Origin of the sequence: Solihabitans fulvus, from assembly GCF_008386585.1 — a bacterium.
Lineage (GTDB): Bacteria > Actinomycetota > Actinomycetes > Mycobacteriales > Pseudonocardiaceae > Solihabitans > Solihabitans fulvus.
The window spans coordinates 106,894-121,454 of sequence record NZ_VUOB01000028.1; the positions used below are offsets into that span (position 1 = coordinate 106,894).

At 72.5% G+C, this 14,561-nt stretch carries 11 protein-coding genes; 2 read left to right on the top strand and 9 right to left on the bottom strand.

Features of this window, described 5'->3' with window-relative positions; translation table 11 throughout:
* Positions 1-20: 20 nt before the first annotated feature.
* Together F0L68_RS16845 and F0L68_RS16850 are read right to left on the bottom strand one after the other, a co-directional pair.
* Entirely contained in the window at positions 21-1,253 is a 1,233-nt protein-coding gene (locus tag F0L68_RS16845) for a M20 family metallopeptidase (protein WP_188316615.1), read from the bottom strand.
* Entirely contained in the window at positions 1,250-3,040 is a 1,791-nt protein-coding gene (locus F0L68_RS16850) for an amidohydrolase family protein (RefSeq protein ID WP_276313859.1), read from the bottom strand. The genes F0L68_RS16845 and F0L68_RS16850 overlap by 4 nt, the downstream gene beginning before the upstream one ends.
* Before the next feature lie 23 nt (positions 3,041-3,063).
* Between F0L68_RS16850 and F0L68_RS16855 the strand changes: the two genes are divergently transcribed.
* Positions 3,064-3,963, top strand: coding sequence for a phosphatase PAP2 family protein (locus F0L68_RS16855; RefSeq protein WP_149850529.1), 900 nt, complete (start codon positions 3,064-3,066; stop codon positions 3,961-3,963).
* Here F0L68_RS16855 and F0L68_RS16860 read toward each other — a convergent pair.
* From F0L68_RS16860 to F0L68_RS16890, 7 genes are all read right to left on the bottom strand, one after another.
* Positions 3,926-4,954, bottom strand: coding sequence for a D-alanine--D-alanine ligase family protein (locus F0L68_RS16860; RefSeq protein WP_149850530.1), 1,029 nt, complete (start codon positions 4,952-4,954; stop codon positions 3,926-3,928). The genes F0L68_RS16855 and F0L68_RS16860 overlap by 38 nt on opposite strands.
* Positions 4,947-6,083, bottom strand: coding sequence for an alanine racemase (gene alr / locus F0L68_RS16865; RefSeq protein ID WP_149850531.1), 1,137 nt, complete (start codon positions 6,081-6,083; stop codon positions 4,947-4,949). Before alr ends, F0L68_RS16860 begins: the two co-directional genes overlap by 8 nt.
* 156 nt (positions 6,084-6,239) lie before the next feature.
* Positions 6,240-7,676 carry a sensor histidine kinase gene (locus F0L68_RS16870; RefSeq protein WP_149850532.1) on the bottom strand — a complete coding sequence of 479 codons (1,437 nt, stop codon included), beginning with the start codon at positions 7,674-7,676 and terminating at the stop codon, positions 6,240-6,242.
* Positions 7,673-8,362: a response regulator gene (locus F0L68_RS16875; protein ID WP_149850533.1), complete on the bottom strand. Its 690-nt coding sequence runs from the start codon at positions 8,360-8,362 to the stop codon at positions 7,673-7,675. The genes F0L68_RS16870 and F0L68_RS16875 overlap by 4 nt, the downstream gene beginning before the upstream one ends.
* A 53-nt stretch (positions 8,363-8,415) precedes the next feature.
* A complete protein-coding gene (gene vanY-N, locus F0L68_RS16880; protein ID WP_149850534.1) occupies positions 8,416-8,979 on the bottom strand; it encodes a D,D-peptidase/D,D-carboxypeptidase VanY-N in 564 nt (187 codons plus the stop codon).
* Between the two features lie 133 nt (positions 8,980-9,112).
* Entirely contained in the window at positions 9,113-9,958 is an 846-nt protein-coding gene (gene dapF, locus F0L68_RS16885; protein ID WP_149850535.1) for a diaminopimelate epimerase, read from the bottom strand.
* Between the two features lie 3 nt (positions 9,959-9,961).
* Positions 9,962-13,015, bottom strand: coding sequence for a non-ribosomal peptide synthetase (locus tag F0L68_RS16890; protein WP_188316616.1), 3,054 nt, complete (start codon positions 13,013-13,015; stop codon positions 9,962-9,964).
* Between the two features lie 338 nt (positions 13,016-13,353).
* Here F0L68_RS16890 and F0L68_RS16895 point away from each other — a divergent pair, with 338 nt between their 5' ends.
* Positions 13,354-14,487: an argininosuccinate synthase domain-containing protein gene (locus F0L68_RS16895; RefSeq protein WP_223198870.1), complete on the top strand. Its 1,134-nt coding sequence runs from the start codon at positions 13,354-13,356 to the stop codon at positions 14,485-14,487.
* Positions 14,488-14,561 lie beyond the last annotated feature (74 nt).

Genomic DNA, 14,561 nt, shown 5'->3' on the forward strand with positions numbered 1-14,561 from the left:
TTCCGGACTCACCCGACGTGTCACCGTTGCGTCGCACCAGAATCGCCCACGGTATTCGTCGGTCCGTACGGACCTCGCCGCGCCAACGCATGTGCCGCACCAGAATCGCCCACAGCATTCGTCGCACCGTGCGGACCCCGCCGCGCCAACACGTTCTCGACCAACGCGGCGAGCAGTGCCGCGCGCCGAGGCAGTTCCGCGACGACGACGTGCTCGTGGTCGGCGTGCGCGCCGCCGCCGACGGCGCCGAGCCCGTCGAGGGTGGGAATTCCCATGCCCGCGGTGAAGTTCCCGTCGGAAGCGCCGCCGACGGACGCGGCGGTGAGATCGCCGAGACCGAGTTCGGTAGCCAGCGTCCGCGCCAGGTCGAACAGCGCGGACGACGCGCCAGCCTCGAGCGGCGGACGGTTGACGCCGCCGGTGACCCGAACGGTCGCGTTCGCCAGCACCGGGCGGAGGTCCCGCATGGCCAGGTCGACCCGGCGTTGCTCGGCCTCGTCCCACGCCCGCACGTCGACCGCCACGGTGGCGGCGGCTGGCACGGTGTTGGCCGTCGTGCCGGCCGACACGACGGTCGGCACCACGCTCGTGCCCCGCTCCTGGTTCGCGAGCGCGGCGGCCGCGAGGAGCTGGTGCGCGATCTCCACCCCGGCGTTCACGCCCTTCTCCGGTTCGAGCCCCGCGTGCGCGGCCCGCCCCGTCACCTCGATCCGATAGCTCGACACGCCCTTGCGGCGGCACTTCAGCGCGCCGCCGTCCGCCGAGGCCTCCAGCACGAACACCGCGTCGCAGCCGCGCGCCTCCTCCTCGATCAGCCCGCGCGAGGACGGCGAGCCGATCTCCTCGTCCCCGGTGATCAGGATCGACAGGCCGGCCGGGTCGGCGAGGGCGGCCGCGGCGTGCAGCGCCAGCACGACGCCGGCCTTCATGTCGAAGCATCCCGGGCCGCGCAACACGCCGTCCCGCACGGAGAACGGGTGGGTCAGCAGCGATCCCGTCGGCCACACCGTGTCGTGGTGCCCGAGCAGCAGCACGCGCGGCGGCCCTTCGCCGAACCGCCAGCGCAGGTGCGTGCACCCGTCGGTGACGACGCGTTCGGGCTCCGCCCCGAGAAGTCCACGGCCCATGGCCGCCACCACCTCGGCGCTGCGGGCCACCGCGTCGTGGTCGGCGGACGGCGACTCGCACCGCACCAGGGTCTCGATGTCCGCGAGGATGGTCCGCACGGCGGGCTCCGGTCGTGTCGCGGTCATCGCGGCTCACCCCGCAGCGGCTTGCCGGGCAGCGCGTCCGCGCGGATGTCGCCAGCGCTGACCACGGGGACACCGCCGACGAACAGGTGCCGGACGCCGACCGATGGCCTGGTCGGCTCGAAGTAGGTCGCGGTGTCGGTGACCGCGTCGGGGTCGATGACGACGATGTCGGCGTCCGCGCCGACACCCAGATGTCCCTTCGCCCGGGCGCGCGGGGCCACCTCGTCGAGCACCCGCGCCGGCAGGTAGGAGCATCGCCGGAACGCCTCGGGCCAGGTCCAGGCCTCGGTCTCGCGCACCATGCGGCGCAGCGTCCTGCTGAACGTCCCCGCGGTGCGCGGATGCGTCATGCCGCCGGGCGGCAGCGGCCACTCCGTGCTGTCGTTGCTGCCGTCCGGCCAGAAGACCGGCATCGCGTCGCTGGCCACGATGGCGTCGGGGAACACGAGAGCCTGGTGCAGCATCGCGAGGTCGCACGGGTTCTCCTCGTCGAGGAACTCCAGGATGCAGGGCGCGCCGGGGTCGGCTGCCCGCAGGTACCGCAGGCGCGCCGCGTCGCCGACGCGCTCCCCCGTCTCGAGCATCACGACGCTGGACGGGGAGAGCCCCTTCATCCGCAGCCGGTCCGGGTCGAGGAAGGAGGCGCCGACCGCGGTGCTGCCGGCCCCGTAAGGGTAGGCCTCCACGGTCACCCGCGACCCCGACCTGCGCGCGCGGTCCAGCGCGCCGAGCACCCGGTCGACGTGGTGGCCCGAGGTGCTGTTGACGTGGCAGTGGTGCATCGCCGCGCCGGTCTCGGCCGCGGCGATCGCGATCTCCTCGGAGCCGTCGGCCGGGGTGGCCGGGTCAACCTCGACCAGCTCGCGGACGTGTGTGAAGGTGGGCACGCCCGCCTCGGCGGCGAGCCGAGCCACGGCGAGGAACTCGCCGGGGTCGGTGGCCGGCGCGTAGCCGAGCAGGACACCGATGCCGAGCGCGCCTCCGGCGAGTTCACCGTCCACAAGGGACAGCCAGTCGGCGAGTTCGCGGGCCGAGGACGATCGTTGCCAGGCGGGGTTTCCCAACACCGCTAGCCCGCTCGCGATGCTGGCGTCGGGCTCGATGCCGGCCAGCACCTGGGCGCGGGCGGCGGCCCACGAAGCGGAGAACCCGTAGTGCAGCGGGCGTCCGGCCGCGGCGGCGTCGGCGTAGGCCTGCGCGATCGGCATCAACCCGGCCTCCAGGTCGAGCGCGGTCGTCACGCCGTCCATCGCCTGAAGCCGCTGCCCCGCGATCGAGTGCACGTGGCTGTGCAGGTCGACGAACCCCGGTCCGACGACGAGGCCAGCGGCGTCGACCACGGTGCAGTCGGGCGGCGCGGCGAGCCCCGAGGCGACGGCGGTGACCACGCCGTCGGATACGAGCACGTCGGCAATGCCGTCGAACCCGGTGCCCGGGTCGATGACACGGCCGCCACGCAAGAGTGTCCGCATGCTTCGCCTCCTCCTGGAACGCGGCGGAGCGCGCTCGGCACTTCGCCGACCGGTCGCCGAGCCCCCGCTCAAGGCGACCCTAGGAGGTCGCGCCTGACCGCCGTTCGTGCCGGCCGACGAATCCGCGCCCCGGTGTCCATTCGACCGAACGAAACCGCCGGCCCCGGCCAGGTCGGGCGGCCGAACGGCGACGGCGCGCCACGACGGGCGCCGGCAACGCCCGCCTGTCCACCTTTCCGCTCGCCGGGCTCGACCCGGTGCCCCCGGGGCGCGCGTTGTCGCAGGTTCGTCACATTCCTCGCATCCCGCGCGCACACAGGATCGGCAGTGTCGAGGAGGTGATCCACCACCAGACCGCCAGCACCGTCGAGCACCGACCTGCGCCCACGGGACCGGTGGCGCGGCTGGCCGTGAGCGCGTCGCTGTGCGCGCTGCTGCTCGTCGCCACCTACCTGCTGTTCGTCGGCAACGACGCCGGTCAGCAGCTGGAGGACGCCGCCCTGACCGACGCGCAGCTGTCGCCCAGATCCGCGCTGCCCGCCGCGCTGAGCGGCCTCCGCGTCTTCAGTGGCTCGACCATGTTGCTGCTGGCGCTCGTGGTGGTGTTCACGATCGGCTGCGCGCGCCGGCGAGTCCGGCTCGGTCTGGTGGCCGCCGGTGTGATCGTGGCCTCGGTCGGCGGCGCCACAGTGCTCAAGAGCGCCGTGTTCGACCGTCCGCACCTGAACCCGGCGAGTGTCACCCTCGGCAACAGCTTCCCGAGCGGACACGTCGCGTTCGCGGTGTCGGCGGTGCTCGCGCTCATCCTGGTGTCGCCCTACCGCGTGCGGCCCTACCTGGTCGGGTTCGGCGGGGTGTGGGTGGGCGCGGTCGCCGCCACGACGGTCACCGTCGCGTGGCACCGGCTCAGCGACGTCATCGGCTCCGCCCTGCTCGCCCTGGGGATCTGCTGCGTCGCGGTCATGGCGCTCGCGTTCGGCCGGGACGTGTCCGTCCCGCCGAGGAGGCGCACCGCGCCAGCGACGTGCCTGCTGCCCGCCGCCCTGCCCGCCTCGTTCCTGCTCGTGAGCTGGTCGTTCACCGAGTCCACAATGGACAGTTCAGACTCGGCATACACCGCGCCGGTGGCGGCGACCCTCGCGGGCGCGGCCGCCGTCGCCGTCCTGTTCGCGGCGCTGCTGCTGCTCCGCTCGGTCGACCTCAGCCCAGCCGGGCGGCGCGACGAGTTTGCGGCCTGACGGCGGGACGGGCGAGGGCGGTCTCGATCAGGGTGTCGAGCAGCTGCCCGTAGCCGAGGCCCGCCGCCTGCCACATCCTCGGGTACTGGGAGGCGTCGGTGAATCCCGGGGCCGTGTTGACCTCGTTGACCACGGGCTCGTCCCCCGACCCGAGCAGAAAGTCGACCCGGAGCAGGCCGCGACAGTCCAGCACGCGGAAGGCGTGCGCGGCGAGCGCGCGCAGTCGGGCCTCCAGCCGCGGCGACAGCGCAGCGGGCACGGTGAACACGGTGCCGCGGTCATGGTACTTCGCGGTGAAGTCGAAGAAGCCGCGATCACCCTCGACGCTGATCTCCAGCGGTGGGCTCAGCCTGAGGCGGCCGTCCGGCAGTTCGAGGACCCCGACGTCGATCTCGCGGCCGGGCACCGCCCGCTCGACCAGCACCTTGGGGTCGGCGGCGTTCGCGGCCCGCACGGCATCGTCGAGCCGATCCCATGAGTCCACTTTGGACACGCCGATGCTCGAACCGGCGCGCGCCGGCTTGACGAACACCGGCAGCCCGAGGCCGTCCCGGTTCTCCTGGGACAGCGAGCGGTTTCCCCTGCGCAGCACGACCGAGTCCGCCACCCGGACGCCCTCCGCCGCCAACAGCTTCTTGGTGAACTCCTTGTCCATGCCGACGGCGCTGGCCAGCACGCCGTTGCCGACATAGGGAACGCCCGTGGACTGTAGGGCGGCCTGCACCGTCCCGTCCTCGCCGAACGGGCCGTGCAGCAGGGGGAACACCACGTCGACGGCGCGCAGCGTCGCCAGCGCCCGAAAGACGTCCAGCTCCGGGCCGCCATCCGTGCCGACCCGCCAGCGGCCCTCGCGGGTAATCCTGACGGGCACCACCTCGTAGCGCTCGCGGTCGAGCGCGGCCAACACGCTGTCCGCCGAGTGGCAGGAGACCTCGTGCTCGCTGCTGCGGCCGCCGAACAACACCGCGACCGTCGTCCTGCGCTCACCCACGGTCCCGGCCTCCCACGGTGGTCGCGGCCGTCCTGAGGTAGCTGCGCGGCACCCGGTCACCGATCCCGGTCAGGATCTCGTGCGGGATCGTGCCCGACCACCGGGCCCAGTCGAGCACGGTCGGCTCGCCGAGGTCCCCGGGGCCGAACACCACGACCTCGTCGCCGATCTCCACGTGCGCGTGCCCCGCGTCCACCACGAACTGGTCCATGGCGATCGACCCGGCGATCGGACGTCGCTCGCCGTTGAGCCACACCGCGCCGAGGGTGCTCGCCGACCTCGGCACGCCGTCGGCGTAACCGAGCGGCACCAACGCGAGCGTGGCCTGGTCGGTGGTGGTGTACCGATGGCCGTAGGAGACCCCGGTGTCGGCGGCCACCCGCTTCGCCAGGACCACCCTGGCGCGCAGCGTCATCGCCGGCCGCAGCCCGAACGTCCTGCCGAGCACCGGTTCCACGCCGTAGATCGCGATGCCGGCCCGAACCAGGCCGTAGTGGGTCTCGGGGTGGGCCAGCGCCGCGGCGGAGTTGGCCAAGTGCACCAGGTCCGGGTCAAGGCCGGCGGACCTGGCCTGGCCGACCAGGCGCTCGAACCGGCGGACCTGGTCGCCGACGCCGGGGTGCGCTGGCTGGTCCGCGTGCGCCAGGTGCGACCAGACTCCCCTGACCCGCAGCGTTCCCGCGCGTTCGCGGCGGCGCGCGGCGGCGACCAGTTCGGGCCAGTCCTCGGGTGTCGCGCCGTTGCGGGACAACCCGGTGTCCGCCTTGAGGTGCACCATGGCGCGGGTGCCCAGCCGGTCGGCCTCGGCGGCGACCGCGCGCAGGTGCGGGACCGAGGACACGGCGAGGTCCACGCCTGCGGCGATGACCTCGCCGAAGTCCTGACCTGGGGCGGTCAGCCAGCAGAGCACCGGCACGGTCAGGCCGGCCCGGCGCAGCGCCAACGCCTCGGCGCAGGACGTGACGCCGAGCCAGGTCGCGCCGTGGGCCACCGCGGCGCGGGCCGTCTGGACGCTGCCGTGTGCGAAGCCGTTCGCCTTGACCACGGCCATGATCTCGGCGTCCGTGTGCCGCGCGATCAGCTCGACGTTGCCGCCGATGGCGTCCAGCTCGACGCATGCCTCCGACATGGCAGCCATCCCCGGCAATGGGGCCTCCCTCGTGCGCGGGCGATCCGGTGATCACCGCACCCGAGACTGCCGGCCGAGTGTGCGCGGTTGCCGCGTGCCCGGTGACAGCGCTGCCACAGCACTGTGACGAAACCGCGACAGCTGCCTGGCAGGCGCTTACTCCGCGCGGATCGGCTCGCCGCGCGGCACGGTCAGGGTGAACACGGCCCCATCGGAGTTGGCGACCGACAGCCTGCCGCCGTGCAGCAGGGCGTTCTCGTGGGCGATGGCGAGGCCGAGGCCGCTGCCCTCCGTCTGGCCGCGGGCGCGGTCGCCCCGCACAAACCGGTCGAACACGACCGGCGCCAGGTCGGGCGCCAGGCCGGGGCCGGAGTCGGCGACCACGACGGCGACCTCGCCCGCCGCGCTGCCGTCGATCGTCACGGTGACCGGCGGGGCGCCGTGCCGGACGGCGTTGGTGACCAGGTTCCGCACGATCGTGTGCAGCCGCCGGGGATCCGCGAGCACGGTGCCGTCGCCGACGAGCCGGACCGCGATCCCCGTGTCCGGCGCGGCCAGCCGGACGGCGTCGTCGACAAGTGCCGCCAGGTCAACGGTTTCGAGCCGAAGCTCGGCCGCGCCCGCGTCGAACCGCGACATCTCCAGCAGGTCCTCGACCAGGGCGCTCAGCCGCCTCGCCTGACCGCCGACCAGCTCAGCCGAACGAGCCCGGACGGCGGTGTCGGGGCTGTGCAGTCCCTGCGTGGCGGCGATCATCGCGGCCAGCGGCGTGCGCAGGTCGTGCGCGACGTCCGCGACGAACCGCCGCTGCTGCTGGTCCTTGCGGCGCAACTGGTCGATCGACTCGCCGAGCCGCTGCGCCATCGCGTTGAACGAGCCGGCGAGGTCCGCGAGTTCGTCGCGGCCGCGCACCGGGAGCCGGGTATCCAGCGCGCCGCCGCCGAGCCGCCGAGCCGCCGTGGCCGCGAGGCGCACCCGGCGCTGGATGCGCCTGGCGGCGAGGATGCCGACCGCGGCGCCGAGCAGGGTCACCGCCGCGGCCGCCGCGGCGAGCCGGTTACGCAGGGCGGCCAGTTCGCCGTCGATGCGGGCCGTGCTGTAGAACTCCGCGAGCAGCACGTCCGGCTCGACCAGCCCGACGATCACCAGTTGCGCGCCGTCGTGGGTGTCCACGGTGTAGCTCACCGACCCCAACGGCACGCCGCGCCTGGCCACGTCCAGCTCGGCCACCGGGAGCTGACCGCGCTCCGCTCCGCCGGTGCCGGCGGCCGCCGTGTACATGCCGTCCACGACCGTGGCAGGCTTGTCCGACCACCCGGCGAAGTCGATGACGGCCCAGGTGAGGCCGAGCCTGCCGTGCATGTAGGAGGCCACGCCCTGCACCACCGACCCGCGCGAGCTCGACTGGACGAGGAACTGGTGTGCCTGCTGCTTGTCCGAGTCGAACGACGCCTGGGCGGAGGCGGTGAACCGGCTCCTGGCGGCGCCCGCCTGAAGGTTGTACGCGATGACCACCATCGCCGCGGTCGTCACGGTCGTGACGAGCACGATGGTCAGGACGATGCTGGCCCGGAGGCCGAGCTGGGGTCTCACGGTTTGACCAGGCGGTAGCCGAGTCCCCGAACGGTGCGCAACAGGGTGGGATTGGCCGGTTCCGGCTCGATCTTCGCGCGCAGCCTGGCCACCGCTGCGTCCACCAGCCTGGAGTCGCCCGCGTATCCGTAGTCCCACACCCGCTTGAGCAGGACCTGCCGGCTGAGCACCTGGCCGGCGTGCTCGGCGAACTCGACCAGCAGGCGCAGTTCCGTCGAGGTGAGGTTCAGCTCGTCCCCTGCCCTGGTCACCACCATCGCGTCCGCGTCGAGCTCAAGGTCGCCGATGGTGTGCACGCGCTGCCTCGGCGGCTGGGCCGGCACGGCCCTGCGCAGGATCGTCTTCACCCGCGCGTCCAGCACCCTTGGCTCGGCCGGTTTCACCACGTAGTCGTCCGCGCCGCACTCCAGGCCGACCACCACGTCCACCGCGTCGCCCCTGGCGGTCAGCAGGATCACCGGGACGGTGTCGCGCGCCCGGATGCGCCGACACACCTCGAACCCGTCGATGCCGGGCAGCATCACGTCCAGCAGCACCAGGTCGGTCGGGGTGCGCCGGTCGAACAGCGCCTCGAGGGCCTGCTCACCGGATCCGGCCACGTCGACCTCGTGACCGAGTCCGCGCAGCGCGAGCGACAGTGCCTCGGCCAGCGTCGAATCGTCCTCGACGAGTAGCAACCGCGGCACGGTGGGGCTCCTTGTCAACGTCACGGACAGTACGGCGAACGGTACACAGGTCACTAGGCCGAACGCCGTACCGACCCGAATCCCGGGTGCGGCAACCGCGCTGGCGCCAGGCCGCCCGCCTCCGGCAGGAACTCGAAGTGCCACCACTCGTTGTCGTAGACACGGTAGAGGTCGAAGCGGTTGCCATGCCGTTCGAGCCAGCGCGCGCCCTGGACCGGGCGGACGTCCATGGCCGTGCCCCGCACATGGCTGGACTCGTTCGGCGGCAACACCCTGCGCCGCGCCGCCTCCGGCGAGCCCGTCCTGCGGACCTCGACGGCGAACAGCTGGTGCTGCGTCGCCGCGTCGCGATGGCCCGAGGTCAGCCCGATCAGTTCGCCGTGCCGCCACAGCGCCTCCGTGCGCGCCGAGGTGAACGCGGCCCGCGTCGCCTCGGTGAGCCCGGCGAGGTTCTCGGCGGGGAACCGCACGGCCAGCGCCCACTGGCAGGCCGTGTGGCGGGCACGACCGGGGGCGCGCACGGCGGCCGCTGGCAGCAGGCACAGCGCCAGAAGTCGGGCGGCGATCCGCATGACGTGGTCGCGCAACCGGTCCGGAACGACGTCAGGTGAGGTCATGACCTCACGATCGGCGGCGACTGTGCCGCGGGGTCCGTGGGACGACGACAGCGCCGTGACCGAATGTCACAGTTGCGCACGGGCCCGGGCGCTCCCAACGCCGGCGGGACAACCCCAAGCTCCGCCTACCCGGTCACCACCTCGGCACCTGACCGGCGGCGGTCGCGTACGCCGGCAGCACCCCGTTGGGGCAGCACAGTTCCCCGGAGAACACCCGCACCGCCTCGCCGGCCAGCCACACGTCACGGTGGCCGTCCGTCGGGTCGCCGAGGTCGACCGACAGCGAGCCGGCCGACCGGTTGGACACCAGCACCCGCCGGCCGGCCAGCAGGCCAAGCCGGCTGGCGACCACGGCCGCGCTGACCGCGCCGCTGCCGCTGGACAGCGTCTCGCCCTCCACCCCGTGCTCGAACGTCCGCACCCGCAGCTCCGAGCCGCCCTGGGGCGTCACGAAGTTCACGTTCACGGGGAGGTGCGCCAGCGGCGCGTGGCGGCGCACGGCTGGACCGAGCACGGCGACGTCACAACTGTCCACATCGGACACCATCGCCACCGCGTCCTCGTTCGGCGTCGGCACGTAGTACACGGCGAGGCCGTCGACCTCGTAGGGGCCCTGCGGCCGGGGCACGGCGCCGACCCGCACGGACACCTCGTCGCCGGCGCACTCGGCCGCGTGCTCCCGCCCGTTCATCACCAGCGTCGCGGACCGTTGGCCGTAGCGGTGCCGGATCTCCCGCGCCGCGCACCGCAACGCGTTCACCGACATCTCGCTCGGCGTGCCGTCCGGGTTGAGGCTGTCGACCGCGAACCGCCCCTGCTGGTGATGGGTGAGCACGACCAGCCCGTCCGCGCCGACCCCCAAGTGCGGTTGGCACGCCCAGCGCGCCAACGCCGGCCAGTCGTGAAAACTCTGGTCCGCGGTGTTCACCACGATGTAGTCGTTGCCGGTGCCGTGCACCTTGCTGAACCGGATGTCCATCGGTCACCGACCAACGGGCGCGCCGGCCGGCGCCCATCGCTGGTCCCGCGCGGCATGGTGGTCCGCATAGCGCGACAGGGCGGCGTCGGCGCGGTCGAGCGGCGGCAGGCCGGCCCGCCGGGCGAGCGCGTCGGCGCGGTCGGTCTCGAACTGCGCCGCCGTGCCCTGGAACAGCTCGGCGACGCGCGCCGCGACATCGGGACCGTCGGCCGGCGGGATCACCGCGAGCGCGCTGCGCAGCGGGGCGTCGTCCGGCCGGTCGGCCGCGACGCCGCGCAGCACGTGCCAGAACTCGGTGTAGTCCAGCCGACGCAGGTCGAACCGCGTCGCGAAGGCCCCGAGGACGTCGTCGAGCGCGACCGGTCGCGGTGCCAGCACGTGGAAGTGGCCGGTCGCGGCCGAGGCGAGGCCAGCGACCACCAGCCTGCCGACCCGGTCCACCGGCGTGTAGTCGGTGACGCTGCCGCTGGAGAAGACCGCGCCGACGCTCAGGCACGCGTGCACCAGCAGCTCCACGAGGCTGCGCGGATTGGGCACGCCGGTCGCCGAGTGCGGCATGACCTCGCCGAGCCGGTACACGGCCACCGGGATGCCGCGCTCCGCCGCGGTCTGGAGCAGCCGCTCGGCCACCCATTTGGACTGGCTGTAGCCGTCCGCAGGCGCGGTGTCGGCCGGCACCGGGCCCTCGGGGAACCGGCCGGCGCGGCCGTCGGCGACGACGACACCGAGCGTCGACACGAAGTGCACCGGCTTGGTCCGCGCCTCGGCGGCCAGCCGCAGGACGTTCAGCGTGCCCGTGACGTTGGCCAAGCGGTGCGCGCCGTAGCCGAGCAGCAGGTTCACCAGCGCGCCGTTGTGCACGACCGCGCCGACCCGCTCGGTCAGCTCGCCGTAGGTGTCTCCGGACAGGCCGAGCCGGACGGCGCGCAGGTCGCCGGGCACCGCGACGATCCGGTCGGCCACGGCGTCGTCCCAGAGCCGGTAGGCCCGCAGGGTGGTGGCGAGCCGGCGTTCGGCCTCGGCCGCGTCTGCCGCCCGCACCACGCAGTGCACCGTCGCGTCGGTGCCGGCGAGCAGGTCGGACACCAGCTGCGCGCCGACGAACCCGGTCGCGCCGGTCAGCAGCACATCGTCCACTGTGGACGACGCGAGCGGCCGGTCTCCGGTGATGTCCTCCGGCAGCAGGACATCCGCCGAGGGCTCCTCCGGCGTGCGCGCGCGAACGGCGGCCACCGGCGCGCCGGCGACCAGCTGGGCCTGCTGCTCGATGGTCGGCACGGTCACCACGTCCCGCACGGTGATCCGCACGCCGAAGTGGTCGGACAGGGCCAGCGCCAGTCGTTGCGCGCTGAGCGAGTCGCCGCCGTGCTCGAAGAAGTCCGCCGAGGTGTGCGGGATCGGCTCGGCCAGCAGCCGCCGCCAGATCGTGTGGATCACCTGCCGTACGTCGCCGGACTGCTCGGTGTCCTCCGCTTCGGCCGAGCGGTCGGCCAGCTTGGCGAGCCGACGCCGGTCCGTCTTTCCCGTTGGGGTCAACGGCATCGCGTCGAGCAGCACGAACTGCTTGGGCACCAGGTAGGGCGGCAGCGCGTCGCGGGCGTGCCGCCGCAGCGCCGCGACGTCGGGATCGTCGCGGTGGGTCAGGAACGCCACCAGCCTTGCGGCGCCGTCCGTCCCGCTCAACACCACCTTCGCGTCGAGCACCTGCGGGTGCGACAGCAGCGCGGACTCGATCTCGGACAGCTCGACCCTGACCCCGCCGACCTTGACCTGGTTGTCCCGCCGCCCAACGAAGCCGAGCAGCCCGTCCGGCCGCACGTACCCGATGTCGCCGGTCCGATACAGCTGCGGCCCAGGAATCTCGTCGAACGGGTTGGGCACGAACGCGGCGGCCGTCTTGTCCGGGTCGTTCAGATAGCCGAGGCCGAGGCAGTCGCCGCCGATGTGGATCTCGCCGTGCACCCCTGGCGGCACGAGTTCGCGGTTCTCGTCCAGCACCACGGCGTAGGTGTTGTCGATGGGTCGGCCGATCGGGATCGACTCGGCGTCGGCGTCGGTCACCTCGTGGAAGACCGACCCGATGGACGCCTCGGTCGGCCCGTAGGTGTTGGTGATCCGCACCTGCGGCAGCAGCCGGCGAAACCGTTGCACGGCCCCGGTGTTGATCTCCTCGCCGCCGATCAGCAGGCGGCGCAGCGACCTCAGCTCGCCGGCCAGTTCCGGCGTCGCGTCCAGCATCTCCACCAGGGTGTTGAAGATCGACGGCACGAAGTCGGTCATGGTCACGCCGTGCCGCTTGATCAGGGCGGTGGTCGCGGCCAGGTCGAGGATGCCGGCGCGGTCCGGGATGACCACCTGGCTGCCGGTGGTCAGCGGCCACAGCAGCTGCCACAGCGAGGAGTCGAAGGCCGGCCTGCTGTTCTGGAGCACCACCTCGTCGGTCCGGTCGCTGAACGCGCGGGTCATGTAGCCGAACCGGTTGAGCAGGCCACGATGGATGTTCAGGGTGCACTTGGGCAGCCCGGTCGACCCCGAGGTGTAGAAGCCGTAGATGAGGTCGTCCATGCCTGCCGGCGACCCGTGGTCGTCGGAGTCGCGCTCGGCAAGGTCGTCGACGTCGACCGACAGCGTCGCGGGCCAACCGGGGCGCGGTTCGGTGGCCGGCGAGCACACCAACACCGTCGGTCGGAGGGTCTCGATCATCCGGTCCAGCCGGTCGCCCGGCCACAGGTCGTCGAACGGCACGAACGGCGCGGCGAGCTTCATCGCCGCCAGCATCGACAGCGGCAGCTCGAACCCGTTGCGCAGCAACAGCGGCACGAGGTCGCCCCGGCCGACACCCGCCTCGCGCAGCCGCCCGGCCAGCGTGTTGGCCAGCCGGTTCAGCCTGCCGTAGGTCAGGGTGCGGTCGCCGAAGGTCACCGCTGGGGCGTCCGGCTGCCGTCTCGCCCTGTCCTCGAAGAGTTGGAGAACCGTGCGATCCTGTGGGTAGAACACCCTTCTGCCGTTGAACTCTCCGAGCAAACGGCTGCGCAGCTCCGACGCGACCGGTGCCATCCCGCTCCCCCTTGTTCGACTCGCCATGACTGCCCGAAACTATTGGTGGCGACCGAAAACCCACCCCAAACCCTATCGGCGGCGGACATTTGCGGCGGGTAACGCTGGAGCTAATCGTGAGTAATCACCACACTTACCCGGCCGACGAAAAAGTAAGCAGAACTCGCAGTGACCTCGCGTTCGTTGACACCGCGAACGCGTTAGATATAGCGTCCAAAACACAGATTCGGCCAGAAATCAAGCCATACGTCCAAAAATCCTCGGAGTGCGAACTACTCCGATCGCGATGAAATGGGGGAAACGTGGAACTTGACGAACTTCGGGGCGAACACGTCGGCATGCTCGTGTCAGGCGGTTTATCGTGCGTCGCGGTGGCCGCCTGGCTGGCGGAGTGCGGCGTCGACGTCACCTGCTTCGTGGCTGATCTCGGCCAGTCCGCGCCGTTGCCGCCCGCGGAGCTCGTCACGCTGCTCGGCCGCCAGGGGCTCAAGGCCAAGCTGGTCGACCTGCGCAGGGAGATGGCCGAGCTGTACGTTGACGTGCTGCGCTACCAGGCAAGCTACGAGGGCGGCTACTGGAACACGACCGGCGCCTCGCGGGCCGTGCTGGTCGCGGGACTCGCGGACACGTTGCGCGCCAGCGGATGCACGGTGCTCGCGCACGCGTGCGTCGGCGGCGGCAACGACCAGGCCCGCTTCGCCCGCTACGGCGCGGCGATCGCGCCCGACCTGCGCGTGTTCACGCCGTGGACGTCCCGGTTCATGCTCGACCGGTTCCAGAACCGGGCCGACATGTCGCGCTACCTCACCGAGATCGGCTATCCGGCCGAGATCGCCGACTACGCCACCTACTCCATCGACGGCAACCTCGGCGGCTTCTCGCACGAGAGCGACGAGCTGGAGGGCCTCGGCACCTCGGCGCAGGCGGTCCGTCCGCTGATGACCGCGTGGCCGCAGCGGGCCCCGGACTTGGTGGAGGACTTCGAGGTCCGGTTCGAGCGCGGTCGGCCAGTCGCGGTGAACGGCAGGCCGGTGTCCGCGTTGGAGGCCGTGCTCGCGGCCAACGACGCGGGCGGACGCAACGGGCTGTCCATCCAGACCGTGGTGGAGAACCGGGTCAACGGCACCAAGTGCCGAGGCACCTACGAGGCGCCAGGGCTCGAACTGCTCGGCCGCTGCCTGACCGCGCTGTACCAGGTGAGCCTGGACAAGGCGGCCACCGAGCTGATGCGCACGCTGTCCGTCCGGCTCGGCCGCGCGGTGTACGAGGGCAGGCTGCGCGAGACCGACACGGTGGCCGCAGCCTCGGCGGCGGACACGCTCACCGCAACCGCGACCGGCACGGTGCAGGTCGGGCTGTACAAGGGAAACGTCATCTTCCAGGGGCTGACCGACCTGGTCGACACCCCCGGCACCGCCCGCCAGACCCGGTTCAGCAACGGCGGCCACGCCTGGCACGTGCTCCCGGTGTGACCGTCGGCGCCAGGAACTCCCGACACGATGGCCATTCGGCTCGCCATCGTGTCGGGAGTTCCTAGCCCGCCGCG

Bases quoted from the DNA above. Each gene is read 5' to 3' on its own strand.
- F0L68_RS16845 (WP_188316615.1), bottom strand. From the start codon at position 1,253: ATGACCGCGACACGACCGGAGCCCGCCGTGCGGACCATCCTCGCGGAC.
- alr (WP_149850531.1), bottom strand. From the start codon at position 6,083: ATGTCGGAGGCATGCGTCGAGCTGGACGCCATCGGCGGCAACGTCGAG.
- vanY-N (WP_149850534.1), bottom strand. From the start codon at position 8,979: ATGACCTCACCTGACGTCGTTCCGGACCGGTTGCGCGACCACGTCATG.
- dapF (WP_149850535.1), bottom strand. From the start codon at position 9,958: ATGGACATCCGGTTCAGCAAGGTGCACGGCACCGGCAACGACTACATC.
- F0L68_RS16890 (WP_188316616.1), bottom strand. From the start codon at position 13,015: ATGGCACCGGTCGCGTCGGAGCTGCGCAGCCGTTTGCTCGGAGAGTTC.
- F0L68_RS16895 (WP_223198870.1), top strand. From the start codon at position 13,354: ATGCTCGTGTCAGGCGGTTTATCGTGCGTCGCGGTGGCCGCCTGGCTG.